General features: G+C 63.2%; 18 protein-coding genes. 9 read left to right on the top strand and 9 right to left on the bottom strand.

Annotated features, from left to right (window positions below; all coding sequences use genetic code 11):
• Positions 1–5: 5 nt before the first annotated feature.
• From JQ575_RS22565 to JQ575_RS22575, 3 genes are all read left to right on the top strand, one after another.
• On the top strand, positions 6–1,634 hold the full coding sequence (locus tag JQ575_RS22565) for a fatty-acid--CoA ligase (protein ID WP_212035359.1): 1,629 nt from the start codon (positions 6–8) through the stop codon (positions 1,632–1,634).
• 499 nt (positions 1,635–2,133) lie between these two features.
• Positions 2,134–2,994 (top strand): LysR substrate-binding domain-containing protein, encoded by an 861-nt coding sequence (locus JQ575_RS22570; protein ID WP_312015993.1) that lies wholly within the window; start codon positions 2,134–2,136, stop codon positions 2,992–2,994.
• Positions 2,995–3,134: 140 nt separating this feature from the next.
• A complete protein-coding gene (locus JQ575_RS22575) occupies positions 3,135–3,980 on the top strand; it encodes a DUF1499 domain-containing protein (protein WP_212035360.1) in 846 nt (281 codons plus the stop codon).
• A 125-nt stretch (positions 3,981–4,105) separates the two neighbouring features.
• Here JQ575_RS22575 and JQ575_RS22580 read toward each other — a convergent pair whose 3' ends face one another.
• Positions 4,106–4,759 (bottom strand): helix-turn-helix domain-containing protein, encoded by a 654-nt coding sequence (locus JQ575_RS22580; RefSeq protein ID WP_212035451.1) that lies wholly within the window; start codon positions 4,757–4,759, stop codon positions 4,106–4,108.
• 289 nt (positions 4,760–5,048) lie between these two features.
• Between JQ575_RS22580 and JQ575_RS22585 the strand changes: the two genes are divergently transcribed.
• The gene (locus tag JQ575_RS22585) at positions 5,049–6,206 is read left to right on the top strand and encodes an acyl-CoA dehydrogenase family protein (protein ID WP_212035361.1); all 1,158 of its coding nucleotides are present in this window, start codon (positions 5,049–5,051) and stop codon (positions 6,204–6,206) included.
• Positions 6,207–6,442: 236 nt separating this feature from the next.
• Here JQ575_RS22585 and JQ575_RS22590 read toward each other — a convergent pair whose 3' ends face one another.
• From JQ575_RS22590 to ribB, 3 genes are all read right to left on the bottom strand, one after another.
• The gene (locus JQ575_RS22590) at positions 6,443–7,366 is read right to left on the bottom strand and encodes an MBL fold metallo-hydrolase (RefSeq protein WP_212035362.1); all 924 of its coding nucleotides are present in this window, start codon (positions 7,364–7,366) and stop codon (positions 6,443–6,445) included.
• Positions 7,367–7,532: 166 nt separating this feature from the next.
• Positions 7,533–8,747 carry an acyl-CoA dehydrogenase gene (locus JQ575_RS22595; protein ID WP_212035363.1) on the bottom strand — a complete coding sequence of 405 codons (1,215 nt, stop codon included), beginning with the start codon at positions 8,745–8,747 and terminating at the stop codon, positions 7,533–7,535.
• Between the two features lie 195 nt (positions 8,748–8,942).
• On the bottom strand, positions 8,943–10,019 hold the full coding sequence (gene ribB, locus JQ575_RS22600) for a 3,4-dihydroxy-2-butanone-4-phosphate synthase (RefSeq protein ID WP_212035364.1): 1,077 nt from the start codon (positions 10,017–10,019) through the stop codon (positions 8,943–8,945).
• Positions 10,020–10,218: 199 nt separating this feature from the next.
• Between ribB and JQ575_RS22605 the strand changes: the two genes are divergently transcribed.
• Genes JQ575_RS22605 through JQ575_RS22615 form a run of 3 tightly spaced genes read left to right on the top strand, consistent with a single transcriptional unit; the run spans position 10,219 to position 13,245 of the window.
• Positions 10,219–11,211, top strand: coding sequence for a tripartite tricarboxylate transporter substrate binding protein (locus JQ575_RS22605; protein ID WP_212035365.1), 993 nt, complete (start codon positions 10,219–10,221; stop codon positions 11,209–11,211).
• Positions 11,208–11,714, top strand: a complete 507-nt coding sequence (locus tag JQ575_RS22610) for a tripartite tricarboxylate transporter TctB family protein (RefSeq protein ID WP_212035366.1) — start codon at positions 11,208–11,210, stop codon at positions 11,712–11,714. Before JQ575_RS22605 ends, JQ575_RS22610 begins: the two co-directional genes overlap by 4 nt.
• 13 nt (positions 11,715–11,727) lie before the next feature.
• On the top strand, positions 11,728–13,245 hold the full coding sequence (locus JQ575_RS22615) for a tripartite tricarboxylate transporter permease (RefSeq protein WP_212035367.1): 1,518 nt from the start codon (positions 11,728–11,730) through the stop codon (positions 13,243–13,245).
• Between the two features lies 1 nt (position 13,246).
• On the opposite strand, the gene JQ575_RS22620 is transcribed toward JQ575_RS22615, so the two are convergent.
• Together JQ575_RS22620 and JQ575_RS22625 are read right to left on the bottom strand one after the other, a co-directional pair.
• The gene (locus tag JQ575_RS22620) at positions 13,247–14,071 is read right to left on the bottom strand and encodes a hypothetical protein (protein WP_212035368.1); all 825 of its coding nucleotides are present in this window, start codon (positions 14,069–14,071) and stop codon (positions 13,247–13,249) included.
• A 153-nt stretch (positions 14,072–14,224) separates the two neighbouring features.
• Positions 14,225–15,946, bottom strand: a complete 1,722-nt coding sequence (locus JQ575_RS22625; protein ID WP_212035369.1) for a cation:proton antiporter — start codon at positions 15,944–15,946, stop codon at positions 14,225–14,227.
• 352 nt (positions 15,947–16,298) lie between these two features.
• Here JQ575_RS22625 and JQ575_RS22630 point away from each other — a divergent pair, with 352 nt between their 5' ends.
• Positions 16,299–17,543, top strand: a complete 1,245-nt coding sequence (locus JQ575_RS22630) for a PLP-dependent aminotransferase family protein (protein WP_212035370.1) — start codon at positions 16,299–16,301, stop codon at positions 17,541–17,543.
• Between the two features lie 162 nt (positions 17,544–17,705).
• Here JQ575_RS22630 and JQ575_RS22635 read toward each other — a convergent pair whose 3' ends face one another.
• Entirely contained in the window at positions 17,706–18,986 is a 1,281-nt protein-coding gene (locus tag JQ575_RS22635) for an amidohydrolase family protein (RefSeq protein ID WP_212035371.1), read from the bottom strand.
• Positions 18,987–19,321: 335 nt separating this feature from the next.
• On the opposite strand from JQ575_RS22635, the gene JQ575_RS22640 reads away from it, so the two are divergent.
• Positions 19,322–19,552 (top strand): hypothetical protein, encoded by a 231-nt coding sequence (locus JQ575_RS22640; protein ID WP_212035372.1) that lies wholly within the window; start codon positions 19,322–19,324, stop codon positions 19,550–19,552.
• Positions 19,553–19,660: 108 nt separating this feature from the next.
• Here JQ575_RS22640 and JQ575_RS22645 read toward each other — a convergent pair whose 3' ends face one another.
• Positions 19,661–20,833, bottom strand: coding sequence for an acetyl-CoA C-acyltransferase (locus JQ575_RS22645; protein ID WP_212035373.1), 1,173 nt, complete (start codon positions 20,831–20,833; stop codon positions 19,661–19,663).
• Between the two features lie 101 nt (positions 20,834–20,934).
• On the bottom strand, positions 20,935–21,753 hold the full coding sequence (locus tag JQ575_RS22650) for an aldo/keto reductase (RefSeq protein ID WP_212035374.1): 819 nt from the start codon (positions 21,751–21,753) through the stop codon (positions 20,935–20,937).
• Positions 21,754–21,819 lie beyond the last annotated feature (66 nt).

Genomic DNA, 21,819 nt, shown 5'->3' on the forward strand with positions numbered 1-21,819 from the left:
TGCGTATGCTCGGATTGATGCAAGACTGGCCTTTGCTTTGCCACCGGATTATCGAACACGCGGCGCAGTATCACGGTACGCAAGAGGTCGTCACGCGGTCGGTCGAAGGGCCCATTCATCGCACCAATTACGCCGAAATTCGCGATCGTGCGCTGAAAGTCTCGCAGCGGCTCGACCGCGAAGGCATCAAGCTCGGTGACCGCGTCGCCACCATCGCATGGAACACCTGGCGCCACCTTGAAGCCTGGTACGGCATCATGGGCATCGGCGCGATCTGCCATACCGTCAACCCGCGGCTGTTCCCCGACCAGATCGCCTGGATCATCAACCATGCGCAAGACCGCGTGGTGATGACCGATCTCACCTTCATTCCGATCCTGGAAAAGATCGCCGACAGCCTGCCGAGCGTCGAACGCTATGTCGTGTTCACCGACAAGGCCCACATGCCGCAGACCACGCTGAAGAACGCGGTCGCCTATGAGGACTGGATCGCGGAAGCCGACGGCAAGTTCGAGTGGAAGACCTTCGACGAGAATACCGCAGCCGCGATGTGCTACACCTCGGGTACCACGGGCGATCCAAAAGGCGTGTTGTATTCGCACCGCTCCAACGTGCTGCACGGGTTGATGGCCAACAATGTCGACGCGCTCGGCACCAGCGCCGCCGAGACAATGCTGCCGGTGGTGCCGTTGTTCCACGCCAACAGCTGGGGGATTGCGTTCTCCGCGCCCTCGATGGGCACCAAGCTCGTGATGCCGGGCGCCAAGCTCGACGGTGCATCGGTGTATGAGTTGCTCGACACCGAGAAGGTCACGCACACCGCCGGCGTGCCGACGGTGTGGCTGATGCTGCTCAACCACATGGCCGCCGGAAACCTGAAGCTGCCCCATCTGAAGAGCGTGGTCTGCGGCGGCTCGGCGATGCCGCGCTCGATGATCAAATCCTTCGTCGACATGGGCATTCGCGTGCGCCACGCCTGGGGCATGACGGAGATGAGCCCGATCGGCACCGTGGCGGCGCAGAAGCCGCCGTTCGCCGAACTCACCGGCGAGGAGCGGCTCGATATCCTGCAGACGCAAGGCTACCCGCCGTTCGGTGTGCAGATGAAAATCACCGACGATGCCGGCAAGGAATTGCCGTGGGACGGCAAGACCTTTGGCCGGCTCAAGGTCGCAGGACCTGCTGTCGCGAAGGCCTACTTCAAGGTCGACAACGAGATTCTCGACGAGCACGGCTATTTCGACACCGGCGACGTCGCGACCATCGACCAGCACGGCTACATGCGCATCACCGACCGCTCCAAGGACGTCATCAAGTCGGGCGGCGAATGGATTTCGTCGATCGATCTGGAAAACCTCGCGGTCGGCCATCCCGCGGTGGCGGAGGCCGCCGTGATCGGCATCTATCATCCCAAATGGGACGAGCGCCCGCTCCTGATCGTGCAACTGAAGGCCGGCCAGCAGGCAAGCCGCGAGGACATCCTGAAATTCATGGATGGCAAGATCGCAAAATGGTGGATGCCGGACGACGTGGCTTTCGTCGAGGGCATTCCGCACACTGCGACCGGCAAGATCCTGAAGACCGCGCTGCGCGACCAGTTCAAGAGCTACCGTTTCCCGAACGCTGCGGCCTAGACCTTTCCCGTTCCGATAAAATCGGAACGGGGCTCTAGATTCTTTGGTTTGACGCGTTTTCTTGACGCGAACCGGTGTCCACTTCGCTGGAAAACGCTCTAGCCTCGGAGGGGCGCATTCGATCGGATGCGCCCCGGCCGGCCCGAGGACCCACCCAAGACACGCCAGATCGCCGACCACATCGCACGCAGGCTGCGGGCTGTGTCCTGCACGGTGGCAAGGACGGCCGCGTCCCGCTCGCGCTGAGCGATCCTGCCGTAGGCGGCGATATCGGGGCTGCCGTCCGGATGGCGCAGCGCGCCCTCAACACCCCTAGCGTGACCTTGCAGCTTCTTTTCCCAAGACCTCTTTTCCCAAGACATAGCGGCCGCTCCTTCATTGTATTGTCTGCAACCACTATTATTACGTTTCCGATATGATATAATTGGCGAGTATTTACATTCACTCGTGAACCAAATTCATGAATATCAACGCAGCCTCGGCCGAGATGAATGGGTTCGTGCGGGTGGTCGAGCGGGGCAGCTTTGCCGCCGCGGCAGACGACCTCGGCGTGACCCCCTCTGCCTTGTCCAAGCTGGTCACGCGCATCGAAGACCGGCTGGGTGTGCGCCTCCTGACCAGAACCACGCGCAGGCTCGCTTTGACCGCCGAGGGCGACCTGTTTCTGGCCCGGAGCCGGGACATCCTCGCATCGATCGAAGCCGCTGAAGCCGAGGTAACGGCGGCAAGCCGGCTGCCACGCGGTCATTTGCGGATCAGCGTCGGGACGGCCCTGGCCAAACAGATACTCGGTCCCGCCCTTCCTGATTTCCTTAGCCATTATCCAGACATCAGCGTCGAGCTTCATGTTTCGGACCACCAGGTCGACCTGGTTGCCGAGCAGGTCGACGTCGCCATCCGCTCCGGTGCACTCGGCGACTCAAGCCTCATCGCGCGCAAGCTCGGCGACGCCACACGGGTTATCTGCGCCAGTCCGCTCTATTTGAAGCAACACGGATCGCCGCGCGTGCCGGCCGATCTGCTGCAGCATAATTGCCTGACGCTGCCCGGGCCGGCGTGGTCGCAATGGCCCTTCCACACCCATGAAGGCATCAATCGCCTCGCCGTGTCAGGCACATTTACCAGCGACAATGCCGACCTGCTGCTCGATATGGCGGTAGCCGGGCTCGGCATCGCCCGCTTGGCGGATTTCATGGTCGCGCGGGCAATACAGCAAGGCACCCTCGTCCCGCTGCTCGGGGATAGCCACATCCCCGAGACGTTTCCGATCCATGCGCTGACCGTCCCCGGCCGCCACCGCGCCCCGCGCATCAAGGCCTTTATCGACTTTGTGGTCGCGCAGTTCGGCCATCCGGCATGACGCTCCTTGCACCACCATTTGGACTGATTTTCCGGCGCAAGCTGCTTTCCACAGGTGCGGAAAATGCGCTAGTTCAGGGCGCACCGGGTCACCAGCATTACGACCGGAACAGCAGCTGAATTCATGATGGAAGTTTGAGGATGGCCCGCAGGTTTTCCGCTCCCTACCAGACGGAGCCCGTGTCCAGCCTCGCCACATGGGCGCGCAACCTCGCACTGTTCTCACTGATCGCGGTGGTGGTGTCGATCCTGATCGTCCGCTTCGGCTTCCTCGAGATGAAGCCGGCGCTGGCGACCTTCTTCGGCGCGCTGGCCCTGGCCGGCCTCTCCATCCTGGTCGGCCTCGCCGCGTTTGCCGCGATCTGGCAGAACGGCTCGCGCGGCATGGGCCGCATCCTGCTGGCGCTGTTGCTCGACGCCGCCATCCTCGCCTACCCCGCCTATCTGGCCTTGCAATACCGCAAGCTGCCGCGGATCTACGACATCACCACCGATTCGATCGATCCGCCACGCTTCCAGGCGCTGGCGCCGCTGCGTGCCGGCGATGGCACGAATCCCGCGGTCTATGCCGGGCTCTATTCAGCCGAGCAGCAGGCGATCGCCTACCCTGATATCGAGACCGTGGAGCTCGAGGTCCCGCCGCAGCGCGCCTATGAGATCACCCTCGCGCTCGTCAACAAGCGCAAATGGCGCGTGGTCGACGAACGCCCGCCGCAGGCACGCCGCGAAGGACGCATCGAGGCGATCGCGCAAACGATGATCATGGGATTTCGCGAAGACGTCTCGATCCGCATCAAGGCCGACGGCGAGGATTCGCGCGTCGATATCCGCTCCGCCTCGCGCTACTTCGACAGCGATCTCGGCAGCAACGCCTCGCGCATCACCAAGCTGATCGCGGACATCAACACCGTGGCCGACAGCAAGCCGGCCGCCAAGAAGCCGGCGGCGCCCGCGAAGGCGCCGGCCAAGACGGTGAAGAAGCAGTAGCGCGCTGGGCGCGGCTCCTTCGCCCCCGTGCGTGCAAGGGGCGCAGAACGGCGTTTCCGAGAATATCCCCTAACCGGACATGTTCGGACATACCAAGACCGACGCGCATAACGGCCTGTTTGCAGCTACACCACCGCCCTTTGCCCCTGCGCGAAGGGGCTGAGACCCAGCCATTGCTGCATCGATTTGGCGATCGAGCTGTCGCCGGTGACCTTGATGCGGCCGGCCTCGACTTCGTTGTTCAGCTTGGCGACGCCCATCCACACCGCGGTCATGGAGCGCAGGGGGCAGCTGACATAGAGGTCGACGTCGTAGCCGGGATCGGTGAGGCAGAGGTCGACCTTCTCGCGATCGACCACCAGCCACCATGATTTCCGGTCCGGCCGCATCTCCGGATAGATGAAGTTGATGGTGGTGCGGCGCGGCGGCAATGGCGTCGGCTGCAGGTTGCGCCGCATGTCCCACATCAACAGCCCGGGATCGAGATTCTTCAGCGACAGCGTCGACTCGACCCAGCGCTGCCCCCAGAAGCCGAGCGACATGACGATGCCGCGCAGATCTTCGCCCGCCTCGGTCAGCTTGTAGTCCACCACGCCGTGCTGACCGGTTGGCACCGCGACGATCACGCCGGCCTCTTCCAGCTCCTTCAGCCGCTTCGACAGCAGTGTCGGCGACATCCGCGGCACGCCGCGGCGCAGTTCGTTGAAGCGCGTGGTGCCGCAGAGCAATTCGCGCAGCACCAGCGCAGTCCAGCGGTTGCAGAAGATCTCTGACGCCATCGCCACCGGGCAGAACTGCCCATAGCTTCCGCGTTCGCTTTTGTCGGGCAACGGGATCTCCTATGCACGCGCGAGGACGACGGCAGTACAGATACTATACCGCTCTGGCCTGCCGGCTGTCACATTGAACCGAATAGTCTAGTGTTTACAGTGGGTCGTTTTGCTTGCGGCGCCTCGCCGCCGCGGCGGTACACTTCCTGAACTGGAGGGATTTTGCGTCCGGGCCTAGTTTCCGCGGCATTAGACATCTCGCGTACTCGCGAATGTCCCAAGTAATGGAGGGATGACCATGAGCAACAACGCAGCACGCGCCATCGATGCGACAACGCACCGCAGCCCCGTCGAGATCGCCCGCCAGCTCGGCCCGATCTTCGCCGAGCGCGCCGTCACCGCTACTGATGAGGACCAGTTCGTCGCCGAGAATTTTGCCGCGCTGAAGGAAGCGGGCCTGGTCGAGGCCGGCGTGCCCGCTGAACTTGGCGGCGGCGGCGCCAGCATCGATGAACTCGCCGAAATGCTGCGCATCCTCGGCCAGCATTGCGGCTCCACCGCGCTGGCGTTTTCCATGCACACCCATCAGGTCGCGATTCCCGCCTGGCGCTGGAAGGTGCAGAAGGCGGCGCCCGTCGAGCCCTTGCTCAAGCGCATCGCTGCCGAGCGCATCTTTTTGCTGTCGAGCGGCGGCAGCGACTGGATCGGCGGCTCCGGCAAGGCCGAGAAGGTCGACGGCGGTTATCGCATCACCGCACGCAAGGTGTTTGCCTCCGGCTCGCCGGCCGCGAACCTGTTCATGACCACCGCCGTGCTGGAGAGCGAAGGCGAACCGGCGCAGGTATTGCACTTCGGTCTGCCGATGAACTCGCCGCAGGTGAAGGTGATGGACAACTGGCGCACGCTCGGCATGCGCGGCACCGGCTCCAACGACGTCTTGATCGACGGCCATGTGGTGCCGGAGGCAGCCGTTGCGGTGAAGCGCAAGGCCGGCGAATGGCATCCGCTGTTCCAGATCATCGCAACCATCGCGTTTCCGCTGATCTATTCGGTCTATCTCGGCGTCGCCGAGAGCGCCCGCGACATCGCGGTTGGTGTCGCGAAAAAGAAGAAGGTCGATAACCACATGATCCAGCTTGCCGGCCGCATGGACACCGAACTGGCCGGCGCGCGCCTTGCCCGCGAGCACATGCTGGCGGCGGTGCGGCTCGATGCGCCTTCGGCCGAGACCATCAACCAGGTGATGACGGGCCGCACGCTCGTCGCGCGCCACGCCATTGCCACCGTAGAGCTTGCGATGGAGCTCGCCGGCGGCGCCGGCTTCTACCGCGCCACTGGGCTGGAGCGTCGCTTCCGCGACATCCAGGCCGCGCGCTACCACCCGCTGCAGGCCGGCCCGCAGGCGCAATACGCCGGCTCGATGGCGCTCGGCCTGCCGGTGGACAAGGTGTTCTAATACGCACGGCTCTCCTCTCGCTTCCCGAGAGAGGCGGTTGAGGGGTCTGTCTCCGAGCGAGACAGACCCCTCACCGGTTCGCGATTCTTCTCTCCCGCGCGCAGAGCGAGAGTCATTGACGTAGCCCGAGTGTTGATTGACTGGATGCTTCTCGGTCGTGGCGGACAGCAATGCACGTCGGGGAATCTCGAGATTCGTGCTTTGCACGCCCCGGAATGACGGACGAATGGACCGCCCTACGCCATCCGATAGGTCCCGCCGATCACGGGATCGCCGTCGGTCGCCACGATGCCGCGCGACACCAGATCTTCCAGATGCGCCAGCACCGAATAGCCGGCTGCACCGCTCAGCCGCGGATCGAGGCCGATATAGATCGCACGCACCATGGTCGCGATGTCGGTCTCGCCCTTGGCAAGGCGATGCAGGATCGAGGCCTCGCGCGCGCGGCGGTGCCGGGTCAGGAAACGCACAAAGCGCGGGCCTTCCGGAATTTCCGGCCCATGGCCCGAGAAATACAGATCCTCCGGGCGGCTCTCCAGCCGCGCCAGCGAATCCATGTAGTCGATCATCGAGCCATCAGGCGGGGCCACGATCGAGGTCGACCAGCCCATCACATGGTCGCCGACGAAACTGATCTTTCGCTCGGGCCAGGCGAACGCCAGATGATTGGCGGTGTGGCCGGGGGTTGCCACCGCTTCCAGCGCCCAGCCGGAACCTTCGATGGTGTCGCCGTTCTTGACCTCGATGTCCGGCCGGAAGTTGCGGTCGGCGCCCGATTCCGGATTGTGCTTCTCGCTCTCGAAGCGCGGCCGCGAGGCGCGGTGCGGCCCCTCGGCGTAGACCGGCGCGCCGGTCGCGGCCTTGATCCGCGCAGTGTTCGGCGAATGGTCGTTGTGGGTGTGGGTGACCAGGATATGCGTCACGGTTTCGCCGCGCACGGCGTCCAGCAGCGCCTTCGCATGCGCCTCATTGTTCGGGCCGGGATCGATGATCGCGACCTTGCCCTTGCCCACGATGTAACTGACCGTGCCGGTGAAGGTGAAGGGGCTCGGATTGTTGCAGAGCACCCGCCGCACGCCCGGGCGGGCTTCGTCGACGACGCCCGGCTGAAGCGGGAAGTCGCGGTTGAACGGGATGGTTTCGTCTTCGGTTTCGGCCATGCAGGAATGCTCGCAGCGTGGGGTTCTTGCTCCGTCATGCCCGGGCTTGTCCCGGGCATCCACGTCTTTCTTCTCGCGGCGTCCAAGACGTGGATGGCCGGGACATCTGGCGCGAAGACGCGCTTCGCGCTTCTGCCCGGCCATGACGATTGGATAGAGTTTGCCTTTACGAAAACGCCTGGATGCCCGTGATCGCGCGGCCCAGGATCAGGGCGTGGACGTCGTGGGCGCCTTCATAGGTGTTGACGGTTTCCAGGTTCGAAGAGTGGCGCATCACGTGATATTCGATCTGGATGCCGTTGCCGCCGTGCATGTCGCGGGCGACGCGCGCGATGTCGAGCGCCTTGCCGCAATTGTTGCGCTTGACGATCGAGATCATCTCCGGCGCCACCTTGCCCTCGTCCATCAGGCGGCCGACGCGCAAGGAGGCCTGCAGGCCCAGCGATATCTCGGTCTGCATGTCGGCGAGCTTCTTCTGCACCAGCTGGGTTGCCGCCAGCGGCCGGCCAAACTGCTTGCGCTCGAGCGTGTATTGCCGCGCGCGCGCCATGCAGTCTTCAGCGGCGCCCATCACGCCCCAGGAGATGCCGTAGCGGGCGCGGTTGAGGCAGCCGAACGGCCCCTTCAGACCGGACACGTTGGGTAGCAGCGCGCTCTCCGGCACCACCACGCCGTCCATCACGATCTCGCCGGTGATCGAGGCACGCAGCGAAAGCTTGCCGCCGATTTTCGGCGCCGACAGGCCTTTCATGCCCTTTTCCAGGATGAAGCCGCGGATCTGATTGTCATGCGCGGCCGATTTTGCCCAGACGACAAAGACGTCGGCGATCGGCGCGTTGGAAATCCACATCTTGCTGCCGGTCAGCCGGTAGCCGTCGGAGACCTTCTCGGCGCGGGTCTTCATGCCGCCGGGATCGGAGCCGGCATCCGGCTCGGTCAGGCCGAAGCAGCCGACCCATTCGCCGGTCGCGAGCTTGGGCAGATATTTCTTGCGCTGGCTGTCGTCGCCATAGGCGAAGATCGGGTGCATCACCAGCGAGGACTGCACGGAGTTCATCGAACGATAGCCGGAATCGACGCGCTCGATTTCACGCGCCACAAGGCCATAGGCGACATAGCTTGCACTGGCGCAGCCATATTCTTCCGGCAGCGTGATGCCGATCAGGCCGAGTTCGCCCATCTCGTTGAAAATCTCGCGATCGGTCTTTTCCTCGAGATAGGCCTTGGTGACGCGCGGCAGCAGCTTGTCCTGCGCATAGGCACGCGCGGTGTCGCGGATCATGCGTTCGTCTTCGGTAAGCTGCTCGTCGAGCAGGAACGGATCGTCCCACTGGAAACCCGCCGATGTCGGTTTGTCCTTGGACTGAGGGCGCACGCTCATAAAAATCCCTTTCGCATCGCTGTCCTGATTGGAATTGGCGGCCAAATTAGTGCGCTATCGTCCGAAGCGCAATTGAATTGGGCCTTTCACGTCATTCCCCGATGCGCAATTACGCATCTGGGGGCGCGCGCAGCGCGAACCCGGAATCTCGAGATTCCGGGCTCGATGCTACGCATCGCCCCGGAATGACAACGTTCAGCCCTCAAGCCGTTCGTTGGAGACGATCTCGATCCCGAAACCGGACAATCCCTTGTAGTCGTGTACCGACGACGTCAGATGCCGGATCGAAGTGATACCGAGATCGCGCAATATTTGCGCACCGACGCCGACTTCACGCCATTGCCGGTTACGATCGGCCTCGGCGGATTTCTGTTCGCCGACCGGCTCGACCGGAACGCCGGCGGCGCCATCGCGCAAATACACCAGCACACCGCGTCCGGCCTGCTTGAAATGGTTCAGCACGATCTGCATGCGCGCCTGGCCGGTGAACAGATCCTTGACGATGTTGGGCTTGTGCAGCCGCGTCAGCACGTTTTTGCCGTCGCCGATGCCGTTATAGACGAAGGCGGCATGCGCGATCTCATCGAACGGCGAACGGTAGGCATAGCCCTGCAGCGGCCCGATCGGGCTATCCGTCGTAAAGGTCGCGACCCGCTCGATCAGCTTCTCGCGCGCCTGGCGGTAGGCGATCATGTCAGCGATCGTGACGTGCTTGAGCTTGTGGGTGGCGGCGAATTTTGCGACCTGCACGCCCTTCATCACCGTGCCGTCATCGTTCATCAACTCGGAGATGACGCCGACCGGCGGCAGGCCCGAGAGCTTGCAGAGATCGACCGCGGCCTCGGTATGGCCGGAGCGCAGCAGCACGCCGCCGTCGCGGGCGATCAGCGGAAAGATATGACCGGGCCGCGCAAAATCACTGGCGCCGGCATTCGGGTTGGCCAGCGCACGGCAGCAGGAGGCGCGCTCGTCCGCCGAAATTCCGGTGCCGCCATCGGGCTTGTAGTCGATCGAGACCGTGAAGGCAGTGGTGTGGTTGGAATCATTATGCGCGACCATCGGATCGAGCCGGAACCGGCGCGCGTCTTCCTGCGTGATCGGCGCGCAGACGATGCCCGAGGTATGGCGGATGATGAACGCCATTTTCTCCGCGGTGCAGAGCGAGGCGGCGACGATCAAATCGCCCTCACCCTCCCGGTCGTCATCATCGGTGACGACGACGAGTTCGCCGTTGGCAAAGGCTTGCAGAACTTCCTGGATCGTGTCGGCCATTTTCTCAAATTCTCGCTTTGGACAGGGAGTGCATTAGCCGGACTCATGGGCCCGCGCCAGCATCAATACGCAGGGCAGAACGTCGCCTGCGACGTTTCGCTGTACGAAATCGCCATGCAGGAAACCATTGACGGGGTCCGGCTTCAATCGCCATGGTCGCACCCATAAAAACAAGAAGCACCATTCGGGGAAGAGACATATGCGTTTTCGCTTGAATTTCCACCTGATGGCATGGGCGGGGTTCGCCCTGATGGCCGGGGTCGCGGGCCTATCGCAGCCCGCGCCCGCCGCCGACGAATGGCCGACCCGCGAAATCACCTTCTATGTGCCGTACGCGCCGGGCGGCTCGACCGACCCGATCAGCCGCAAATATTCCGAGCTCCTGGAGAAACAACTCAAGGTCAAGGTAATCGTCGAGAACAAGCCGGGCGCCTCCGCGACCATCGGCACGGGCGCGGTCATCCGCGCCAAGCCGGACGGCTACACGATCGGGCTCGGCTCCAGTTCGTCGCTGGCCTACCAACCCCTCGAAATGAAGGGGTTGGCCTGGAAATCGGCCGATGACTACCAGTCGATCGCCAAACTGTCCGATCTGCCTGTTATCCTCGCGGTACCGGCGGAATCGCGCTGGAAGAACCTCGATGAGTTTCTGGCCGACGCCAAGGCCAACCCGCGCAAGCTGAAGGTTTCGGTCTCCGGCCTGCGCTCGGTCAACGACATCGCGATCCAGCAACTGAACAAGCTTTCCGGCCTGCGCATCGTCACGGTGCCGTTTACCGGCGGTGGCGGCGAGGCGACGCTGGCCGCGCTCGGTGGCCGCGTCGACGGAACCGCCGGCTTTGCGCCGGGCATGAAGGGACAGATCGATGCCGGCAAGCTGCGCGTGCTGGCGGTGTTCCAGGACGGCAAATACGACTTGCTGCCGGACGCCAAGCCGATCGGCGAAACGCCGTGGAAGGATACCTTCCCGGTCGGCTATTACGTGATCGCCCCGAATGGATTGCCGAAGCCGATCCTCGACAAGCTGCTTGCGGTATCGAAGACCATCGTCGAGAGCGACGAATTCAAGAGCTTCCTGAAAGCCAACGGCTACACGTCCGATCCCAAGATTGGCGACGATATGAAGAAGGAGCTCGCCGGCTACGACCAGAAGTTCCGCGAGGTCGTCAAGTTTCTGGACGACGACAAGTGACGCCGGCGCGAAGCTTCGGGCTGCCGCGGGCGCGGCGGTTCGCCGGCCTGCTCGCGCTGCTGCTGGCCGGGACTTACGCGTTTGACGCCTGGCAGACGCTGTCGTTCGGGCGATGGCACAAGCCGGGAGCCGCGATCTTCCCGATCGCGGTGGCCGCGCTGATGGCGCTCTCGGCGATCTCGGTGCTGCTTGAAAGGCACGGCGGTGCCAACGATCCGATGCCGGCCACCTTTACGCTGCCTGATGGCGCTGACCTGCGCCGGCTGCTTTCGGTGCTTGCGGCATTCGCAATCTATTTCGTGGTGATGCCCGTTCTCGGCAACATGATCGCCTCGGCGCTGTTTTTGCTGGCGAGCATGTGGCTGCTCTCGGACGATCCCAACAGGTCGATCGTGCGTCTCGCGATCTACGCCGTCGTGATCGCGGTGGTTTTCGAGGTGTTTTTCGTGCGGCTTCTGAAAGTGCAGATGCCGGCGGGTGTGTTCAAGCAATGGCTGTTCTGAGAGCGGGCATGACATGAACTCCCTCCAGGGCCTGCTGTACGGCCTCTCCATTGCCGCAACGCCGGGCAATCTGCTCGCCGCCTTTGCCGGTGCGTTTGCGGGCACTGCGATCGGCGTGCTGCCGGGGCTTGGACCCGTCGCCGGCGTCGCGCTGATCCTGCCGCTGACCTTCTCGCTCGACCCGACCGCGGGCCTGATCATGATGGCCGGCATCTTCTATGGCTCGATGTATGGCGGCTCGACCACCGCGATCCTGCTCAACATCCCCGGCGAATCCGCTTCCGTGGTCACCGCGATCGACGGCTATCAGCTCGCCAAGAAGGGCCGCGCCGGCGCAACGCTGACCATCGTCGCGGTCGGCTCGTTTGTCGGCGGCACGCTGGCCGTCATCGGCGTCATGATGTTCTCCTCGCTGCTCGCCAAGGTCGCGATCCTGTTTGGCCCTGCGGAATTCTTCGCCCTCACCGCCGGCGGGCTGATCGTGATGTCGCGGATATCAGGCGGCACGCTGGCCTCGGCGCTGCTGCCGATGACGCTCGGGCTGATGCTGGGCACCATCGGTCAGGAGGCCGTCACCGGCGAAACCCGGTTCACCTTCGGCCTTCCCGAGCTCGCCGAAGGCGTCTCGCTGGTTCCGGTCGTGGTCGGGCTCTACGGCTTTGCCGAGCTGATGCTGCTGGTCGAGGACCGGATCCACGCCGCGAACCGGCCGGAATCCGTTGCCATGCGCGACCTGTTGCCGACTCGCACCGAATGGAAGCGCGCGGTGCCCTCCTGGTTGCGCGGGACGTTTTTGGGGTTTTTGTTCGGCCTGGTGCCGGGACCGGCGGCGACGCTGGCCTCGTTTGCCTCCTACCGGCTGGAGAAGGCAACCTCGAAACATGGCAGCGAGATCGGCAGCGGCGCCATTGAAGGCGTCGCCGGGCCCGAGGCCGCCAACAACTCCGCCGCAACAGCCTCGCTGGTGCCGCTGCTGGCGCTCGGCATCCCCTTCACGCCGATTGCCGCCCTGATGATCTCGGCGATGCTGGTGCAGGGCATCCAGCCCGGGCCGCTGCTGATCACCCAGCATCCGGAAATCTTCTGGGGCCTGATCGCGTCGGCCTATATCGGCAACGTCATGCTGCTGGCGCTGAACATCCCGATGGTCGGCGTCTGGGTCAGCCTGCTGCGGATTCCGCATTACCTGTTCATTCCGCTGCTGCTGGTGGTGTCGGTGATCGGCACCTACAGCGTCCGTAACAGCATCTTCGACGTCTGGGTGCTGCTCGCGGCCGGTGTCGTCGGCTATGCCTTCAACAAGATGAAATTCCAGCTCGCGCCGTTGGTGGTCGGCCTGATCCTCGGCCCCAACATCGAAAAACACTTTCGCGAGGCGCTGTTCCTCAGCCAGGGCGATCCCTGGATCTATGTCGAGAGCCCGATCGCGCTCACGGTGTGGCTGCTGGTGGCTTTGATCCTGATTGCGGGATTCATCGCCCGCCGCCGTGCGGCGTTTGCGGGCGCGATGGCGCAGGAAAGCAGCCTGTAGCTCACCGCCGTCGCTGCTCGCGCCATTTGGAGAAGCCTCCAGCAACGAGGATACAGAAGGCCCAGCCCAGCAAGGGCACGGCTGCGATCCGCGCGATGGCCCGGTATTGCTCTGCAAGGGCGCCTGCAACCGAGGGGGCGCGCGTCACGATGAGCGGCTCATCCAGGGTCTTGAGGCCGAATTTGTTGGCCGCATCGCGCGCGATGATCTGCGTGCCGGATACGGCAACGCCGACGAACCGGACATATTCGCCGCCGGGTTCGTTCCAGAATTGCGGATGCGAGGCGAGAATGCGTCCGGAATCCCTTATTTCGCCTGCGACCCAGACTTCGACGGGAAGCTCCGGTCTCCAGCCGTCGCCGACCAGCGGCGCAAGACGGCGGGTGCCGTAACTCTTGCTGCCGCGGCCGCCGCTCAAGCGCGCCTCGCTTGCGAACTCGCCTGCAACGCGCCAGCGCGGCGCGGTGTAGCCGGCAACGCCGACACCTTCAGGAATATCGTCGACCAGACGCAGATTGACGGTACGGCCCCACAAGGGAGCATCCACGACAAAGACCGGCGACACGCCCGTCAACGTCATGATCGCGACCGCAGGCATGAACAGGCCGGGCCGGGATCGCGTGACGCCAATGGCCAGCGGCAGACCGAGCAGGAACACCCCGACAATCCACGGCACTACCGGCGTGTACGCAACGACAAGCGTGCCGAGCGTCAGCTGAAACAGTATCGCAGACGTTCCCGCCAGCAGGCAACCGAACAGCGTGGACGACGAGGACGCCGGGCTCGATGCACGAGCGTTATTTGATGACGATACTGATAACCGCATACCGATTGAAATTGCTTTGCTGCCAAAGATTTGGCCGCCAGGGAAATGGCGTCGCCGTACGGTCTTCAGTGTCGGCTGCATCAAATCCGGTTCAAGCCAATGCGTGCGTGACGTCACACGTCCACATCGCCCTTTCCGACTTGCGAGAAGGCCTTACGGCAGCACTTCCTTGCGCTCGGCGAGCAGCGTGTCCATTTCGGCGCGCTTTTCTTCCAGCAATCCCGCCTGCGCCGCCTCGATCACGGTGTAGAGTTCGTGGGCGTCGCTGACCCGCGTTACGGTCACGTAATCGGCGCCGGCTGCGTAGAGATCATTGACGTCGCGCAGCATATCCGCGGTCGCGACGATCTTGGCTGACGGGTTGAGGGTACGGACGTGCCGGACCAGTTTCTCGTTGTTGGCGCCCTTCAGAAGCGAATCCGGCACGCTCAGGATGATCAGCTCCGACTTGCCGATACCGGCATGGAGCAGCGTATCGACATTGCTGATATCGCCATAGATCACGTGCAGGCCGCGATCGGCCAGCGTCCGGAACACATTGGGATTGAAATCGATCACGGTGATCTGTTCGAGCACGAGCGGATTCTGCCGCTCGATTTCGGCGAGCAGCGCGCTCGCGGCGCGGAAGAAGCCGAGAATGACGATGCGGCGTGCCTCGTGGCCGCCCTCATGTGCGGCCTCGCCCTGGCCGTGATCGAGATCGCGCAGGCCGATCTTCTTCATGGGACCGATCAGAGCTCGCGTGATCTCATCGCTCTTGCCCATCACGAAGGTGCTGATCACGGCCAAAATGACGAACGCGAACGACGCCGCACTCGACGTTTCGGTGCTGATATGGTTCGCGACGACACCGGTCTGAATCACGACCAGCGAAAACTCCGAGATCTGCGCCAGATTGATCGCCGGCAACAGGCTGGCGCGCAGACCCTGCTTCATCAGATAGAGCGGCACAAATGTCGTCACCAGGCGGCTCACGACGGTGAAGGCGGCAATCAACAGCGCCAGCCAAATCACCGACGCGCCCGGAATGGGAATGGTCATGCCCAAGGCCACGAAGAACAGCGTGATGAAGAAGTCCCGCAGCGTCGTCACCTTGGCGGTGACGTCGAGCGCATAGGGGAATGTCGAGAGCGAGACACCGGCGACCAGCGAACCCATTTCGCGCGACAGATGCAACCGCTCGGCGATCTCGCCGATCAGGAAACACCAGGCCAGGGCGCCGAGCAGGATCAACTCCGGCCGCCGCGCTATCTGGTGAAAAAGTCTTGGCAGCAGATACCGGCTGAGCACCAACGCGGTCGCGACCAGCACGCCGACCCGGCCGATCGAGATCAGGATCACGCTGACCTGGAGATTGTCGAGGCTCGGCTGCACGGCGAGGAACAGGATCGCGAAGATATCCTGCAGCACCAATACGCCGAGCGTGATGCGGCCGGGCAGCGTATCGAGCTCACGCTTCTCATACAGCACCTTGACGATGATGACGGTACTGGAGAGCGCGCAGGCGACGCACAGATAGAGCGCGTCGAAACGGCCGGCCCCCATCGACAGTCCGATCCCCCAGAAGAACAGGATCCCGAGCAGGCAGCCGCCGACCAATTGCCCGCCCGCGGCAAACAGGATGACCTTGCCGGCGCGCACGATCTTTTTCAGGTCGATTTCCAGCCCGATCATGAACAGCATGAAGATCAGGCCGAGTTCGGAGATGACGTGAATCGAGTCCTTGGAGTGGACCCATTTCATGCCGAATGGACCGATGACAAACCCGGCGATAAGGTAGGCGAGGATCAGCGGTTGCCGGGTAAAATGCGCCAGCAAGCCTAGCACCCAGGCAAACAGGATGCATAAAGTGATATCGCCGATAAGCTCGTGCATATTTCCTGACTTTTCCTCATTGCAACCTAGAGGCAGGGGCGCAACGGTCAAACGAGCAATGTGTCACATCCGCCCAACAGGTCTCTTTCTAGCGATTCTTGCCTGCCTGTCGATCCTTTACACGCCGGATGCTCGGGCGCAGGCGGCCGGCAGCACCCGGCAAAATTTGGAAGGGTTCCTGACGGCGAACCCCGCAGGCACCCCCGCCATATTGGGCAGCATCGATAGCAGACATTCCGCTTTCATCCCCCAGCGGCGAGCGATTAAGATCATCGGCAAGAACTAAACCAGAATACCGGAGGGCCGCGCCAGCGGCCTTCTCAATGAAAAACAAAACGGGAGTGAATGTCCAATGTCTACCGCATCAATTTTCGATTTCGCACCATTGCTGCCGGCCGGATTGCCGGCGCCGGCGGCGCGGTGGACGGGTCTGGCCAAATACAGTTTCGTCGGCGGCAACAATGATCCCGACCAGGTGCCGGTCGATGGCCTGATCGAGGCACTCACCGCCGTGCTCCAGCGCGAGGGCAAGACGCTCGCGACCTACGGCCTCGCCAGCGGCCCGCAGGGCTACCGCCCCTTGCGCGAATTCCTCACCAAAAAGCTCAAGCGCGATGCCGGCATCGGCTGCGCCGCCGACGATGTCATGATCGTCTCCGGTTCGCTGCAGGCGCTCGACCTCGTCAACGCGACGCTGTTGGCGCGCGGCGATACCGTGCTGATCGAACAGGAGACCTATCAGGGCTCGCTGAGCCGGCTGACCCGGCTCGGCGTCAAGACGGTCGGCATTCCTCTCGACGACGAGGGCATGCGGATGGATGCGCTGGCGGCTGCTCTGGCCGACCACAAGCGCCGCGGCATCATGCCGAAATACATCTACACCATCCCGACCGTGCAGAACCCGACCGGCTCGATCCTGCCGGAGGCGCGGCGCGCCGAAATGATAAAACTGTCGCAGGAATACGGCGTGCCGATCTTCGAGGACGATTGCTACGCCGACCTAATCTGGAACGGCCAGCGCCCGCCCGCGATCTATGCGATGAGCAAGCAAGGCGGCGTCATCCATATCGGCTCCTTCTCCAAATCGATCGCTCCCGCGCTGCGGGTCGGCTTCATCGTCGCGCCCTGGGAGATGATGTCGCGGATGCTGGCGCTCAAGACCGATGCCGGAAGTGGCGCGCTGGAGCAGATGGTGCTGGCGGAATACTGCGCACCGCATTTCGCAACCCATGTGCCGAAGCTGACACGCGGCCTGCGCGCCAAGCTCGACACGCTGATGGAGGCGCTCAACGAGCAGTTCGGCACATCAGCCGAGTTCGAGGATCCCAAGGGTGGCATCTTCCTGTGGGTCAAACTCCCCGACAATGTCGATACGCTGAAACTGTATCAGGCAGCGTTGGCCGCCGGCGTCGCCATCAACCCGGGGCCGGAATGGTCGACCGACAAGTCCTATGCCGGCAGCCGCTTGCGCCTGTGCTTTGCCAGCCCCTCCCATGAGCAGATCCGCGAAGGCGTCGCCGTGCTCGCGGAAGTCTGCCGCAAGGAGTTCGGCGTGCCCGAACGCATCGCCAATGTGGAGAAGCGGGCACGGACTTGAGGGGGCCAAGACCTTACCAGTGGAGAGATGGATTGCTTCGCGGAGCCTGTCATCGGGCGCGCATTTGCGCGACCCGTTGGCTCGCAATGACCGGTCCGCGTCATTGCCTGCGACAAACGCAAAGCGTTTGTGCCAGGGAGCGTACGCGACGAAGCAATCCCCTCACCTCACCGCGAACGGCGCCTGATACGGCCTCCCGAACGGCACGCCGTTGATCACGGTCTGCACCGGTTTCAGCAACAGCTTGCCCTCGCGCTTGTTGTTGCGGGTATCGACGAACGAGACCTGCGCCTCCACCAGTTCCATGATGGCGACGTCGCCGGGCGCGCCTACCTGCAGCGTGCCGATTTTCGGTGCGCGGTTGATGATCTTGGCCGGCGCCGAGGTTGCCATCGCCACCACCTGCTCCACCGTAAATCCGAGCGGGATGAACTTGCTCATCACGTTCGGCAGATACGGCATGCCGGGCGAGTTGCCGGAGAAGACGTGGATGTCGGACGAGATCGTGTCGGGCGGGCAGCCGCCCGCGATCGCAGGCTCCGCCACCGTGAAATCGAAACTGCCGCCGCCATGGCCGACATCGAACATCACGCCGCGCTGCTTGGCGGCAAGCGCTGCCGGCAACAGCTTGCCATCCTGAACGATGTTGGTGAAGACGCCGCCGATGTTCGGCGCGCCGGAATAGGCATGGGTCAGCACATCGCCCGGCCGCAGCAGATCGAGAATCTGCGACATCAGCTCCCGGGTCTCGACGCCGCCGATATGAACCATCATCTTGGCTGGCCAGCCGCACATCTCGCAGGCTTTTATCGCTCGCTTCAGTGGTTCGAGGCCGTGCCTGGCGATGACATTCTCCGACATCCGGACTTTGACGCCGAGCAGGAAATCCGGATTCTCGGCCAGCGCCATCGCGCAGGCGTCGAGCTGCGCGTGGTCGATATTGTAGAGCTCGGCGACCGGGAAGCCCGACAGACCGTGATTGGCGATATGGACGAAGGCGTAAATCCGCGCGCGCGATTGCGCCACGATGTAGCGGCGCAGCGCGGCGAGATTGTTGACGCCGGCGTCCCCCGCCGACACGACGGTCGTCGTTGCCTGGGCCTGCACCAATTCGTCGGCGGGAATGCCGATCGCCGAGCCGTAGGGGTAGACGTGGGAGTGCAGGTCGATCAATCCCGGCGTCACCAGCTTGCCCGCGGCGTCGATGGTCTTCGCGGCGCGTGCGGCCGGAATATCGGCTTCAACCGCCTCGATCACGCCCCAGCGAATGCCGATGTCACGTTTTCCCCGCAACGACTGGCTGGGATCGAGCACATCGCCGCCCTTGATCACGAGGTCGAACTTGTCGTTCGGACCCATCGCGGCATTAGCCGGTGCGGACATCGCGGCAACGGCGGCTGACCCGGTCAAGCTCAGAAAATCACGGCGTGAAAACCCGCTCATGGCATCGCTCCCCCATATGATTTTTATGCCGCGATGATGCGCCGGGACCGGGCTTTCCGCAAGCCGGCGCATGCCCACAATCAACCCAGACGGGTATCGATGACCGTGCGGCTGGACGGTCCGTGGGACGCGGTTGTCCCGGACGGTCACGTGCAACCGCAAGGTCTCGAGCGTGGTTTATTGGACTAAAGAAACTTGCTCGCGCACGGAACCAACGCACGCATTGCATACGCCGATCCTTGCTGAACAGACATTCAGAATTCTCTTCAAGTTTCGTCGGAACGTTCCCGTCGATGCGCTGTTCTATCCTCGCTCAATTGAGGAGAGGACAAGTAATGAAGAAGTTTGGATTAGTTTTGGCAGCGCTTGGCGCGATCATCATCGGGGTGCCGTCGATTGCAAGCGCACAGACTGTTGTGATCAAGCGTGGCGGCGGTTATCACCAAGGCCATCACCACTCTCACGGTGCACGCGCCGAATACCGCGGGCATCGTGACCGTGGCTACCATCGCGGACATCGTCATCATCACAACACGGTCGTGATCAAGAAGCGTTATCGTTATTGAGATCGTTATTGAGGCTTGCGCCTCAACGGAAAATGGCTCCTCGCGGAGCCATTTTCTTTGTTCGTATGATCGTCAAGCTTGTTCAGCGAAGCGGCCTGTAACGGCCGATCAGCTGTAGATTTCGAACAGGCCTGCGCCGCCCTGGCCGCCACCGATGCACATGGTGACAACGCCCCACTTCGCCTTGCGGCGACGGCCCTCCTGCAGGATGTGGCCGGTGAGCCGCGCGCCGGTCATGCCGAAGGGATGGCCGATCGCGATCGAGCCGCCGTTGACATTGTACTTCTCGGGGTCGATGCCGAGCTTGTCGCGCGAATACAGACACTGGCTGGCGAAGGCTTCATTCAGTTCCCAGATGTCGATGTCGTCGATCTTGAGGCCATGGCGCTTCAACAGCTTCGGCACGGCGAAGATCGGGCCGATGCCCATCTCATCCGGCTCGCAGCCCGCCGCCGCCCAGGCAACGAAACGGCCGAGCGGCTGCAGGCCGCGCTTTTCGGCATCCTTGGCTTCCATCAGCACCACAGCCGCCGCACCGTCCGAAAGCTGGCTGGCATTGCCGGCGGTGACGTATTTGCCCGGGCCCTTGACCGGCTCGAGCTTGGCGAGGCCTTCCATGGTGGTCTCGGGGCGGTTGCACTCGTCGCGATCGACCGTGTAGTCGACGATGCTTTCCGCCTTGGTCGCCTTGTCGACCACCTTCATCCTGGTCTTCATCGGGACGATTTCGTCCTTGAACTTGTTGGCCTGCTGTGCTGCGGCCATGCGGCGCTGCGATTCCAGCGAGTACTCGTCCTGGTATTCGCGGCTGAGCTTGTAGCGCTCGGCGACGATGTCGGCGGTGTCGATCATCGCCATGAAGATGTCGGGCGCGGCCTTGAGCAGATCCGGATCGATCGATTCCTTGGGCGAGCCGCCGCCGGGAATCGAGATGCTTTCAACGCCGCCTGCCACGATGCAATCGGCGCCGTCCGAACGAATGCTGTTGGCGGCCATCGCGATGGTCTGCAGCCCCGAGGAGCAGAAGCGGTTGACCGAAACGCCGGCCGTCGACTTTGGCATGCCGGCGAGCAGCGCCGCCTGGCGGCCGATATTGGGCGCGCCGTGCGCGCAATTGCCGAGATAGCAGTCCTCGACGTAATCCTTCTCGACGCCGGCGCGCTCGACCGCGTGCTTGATGGCGTGGGCCGCCATGGACATCGGAGGGGTGATATTGAACCCGCCGCGGCCGGACTTCGCCAGCCCCGTACGTGCATAGGAAACGATAACAGCTTCACGCATTTTCTAGACCTCCCTTTGATGCCACCCAGTATGGACTGGACCTCAGCCCGTGTGTAGCGAAAAACCTTGAATTCCGGCGGACGGAAAAGGAGGAATCGCCTTCAATCCCACGCCGGCCCGAAGGCGGGATTTACACAACGCTTGTCCTTCGGCAAGGCCGCGATTGCCTTTCGATCGTCGTCATCGAGCCGCACCTGCAGCGCGTCGAGATTGGCCTTTTGGCTTTCGGCGCGCGAGGCCTTCGGGATCGCGGCGACGCCGTCCTGGTCGAGCAACCATTTCAGCGCCACCTGTGCGGCGCTGGCATCATGCTTGCGCCCGATCGCGGTCAGCGTCTCGTCGGACGCCACGCGGCCCTGCGCCAGCGGGCAATAGGCAACCAGCGGAATCGATTTGGCGCTGAGATATTGGCGCAGCTTGGTCTGATCCAGCATCGCGTGGTATTCGACCTGGTTGCAGGCAATCGGAGCCTCGATCTCCTCGACCACGGTCTTCAAGAGCGCGATGTTGAAATTGGCGACGCCGATGGCGCGGGTGCGGCCTTCCTGCTTCAGCTTCATCAAGGTCTCGAACATCGCCGGCAGGTTCATGTTCCGCGACGGCCAGTGCACCAGATAGAGATCGACCTGGTCGAGCCGCAGTTTCTTCAAGGAAGCATCGAAGGCTCGGCGGATTGCGTCCGGCGCCAGGTTTTCGTTCCAGACCTTGGTGGTGACATGCAGGTCCTTGCGGGCGATGCGCGAGGCCGCGATCGCTGCACCAATCGGCTCCTCGTTGCCGTACATTTCCGCGGTGTCGAGATGCCGGTAGCCCAGCGCAATCGCGCTTTCAACCGCGGCGCGGCAGGCATCGCCCTGCAGGCGGAAGGTGCCCAGCCCAAGTCTCGGCAGGGCAATGCCCTGCGTTTGCAGATTTTCCATTGAATGCTCCCGAAGGCGTAAAGTGTCGCGGGGAAGACGAAAGCCGCATGGACGGCATTGGATTGC

It is taken from the genome of Bradyrhizobium sp. JYMT SZCCT0428 (genome assembly GCF_018131075.1).
GTDB lineage: Bacteria > Pseudomonadota > Alphaproteobacteria > Rhizobiales > Xanthobacteraceae > Bradyrhizobium.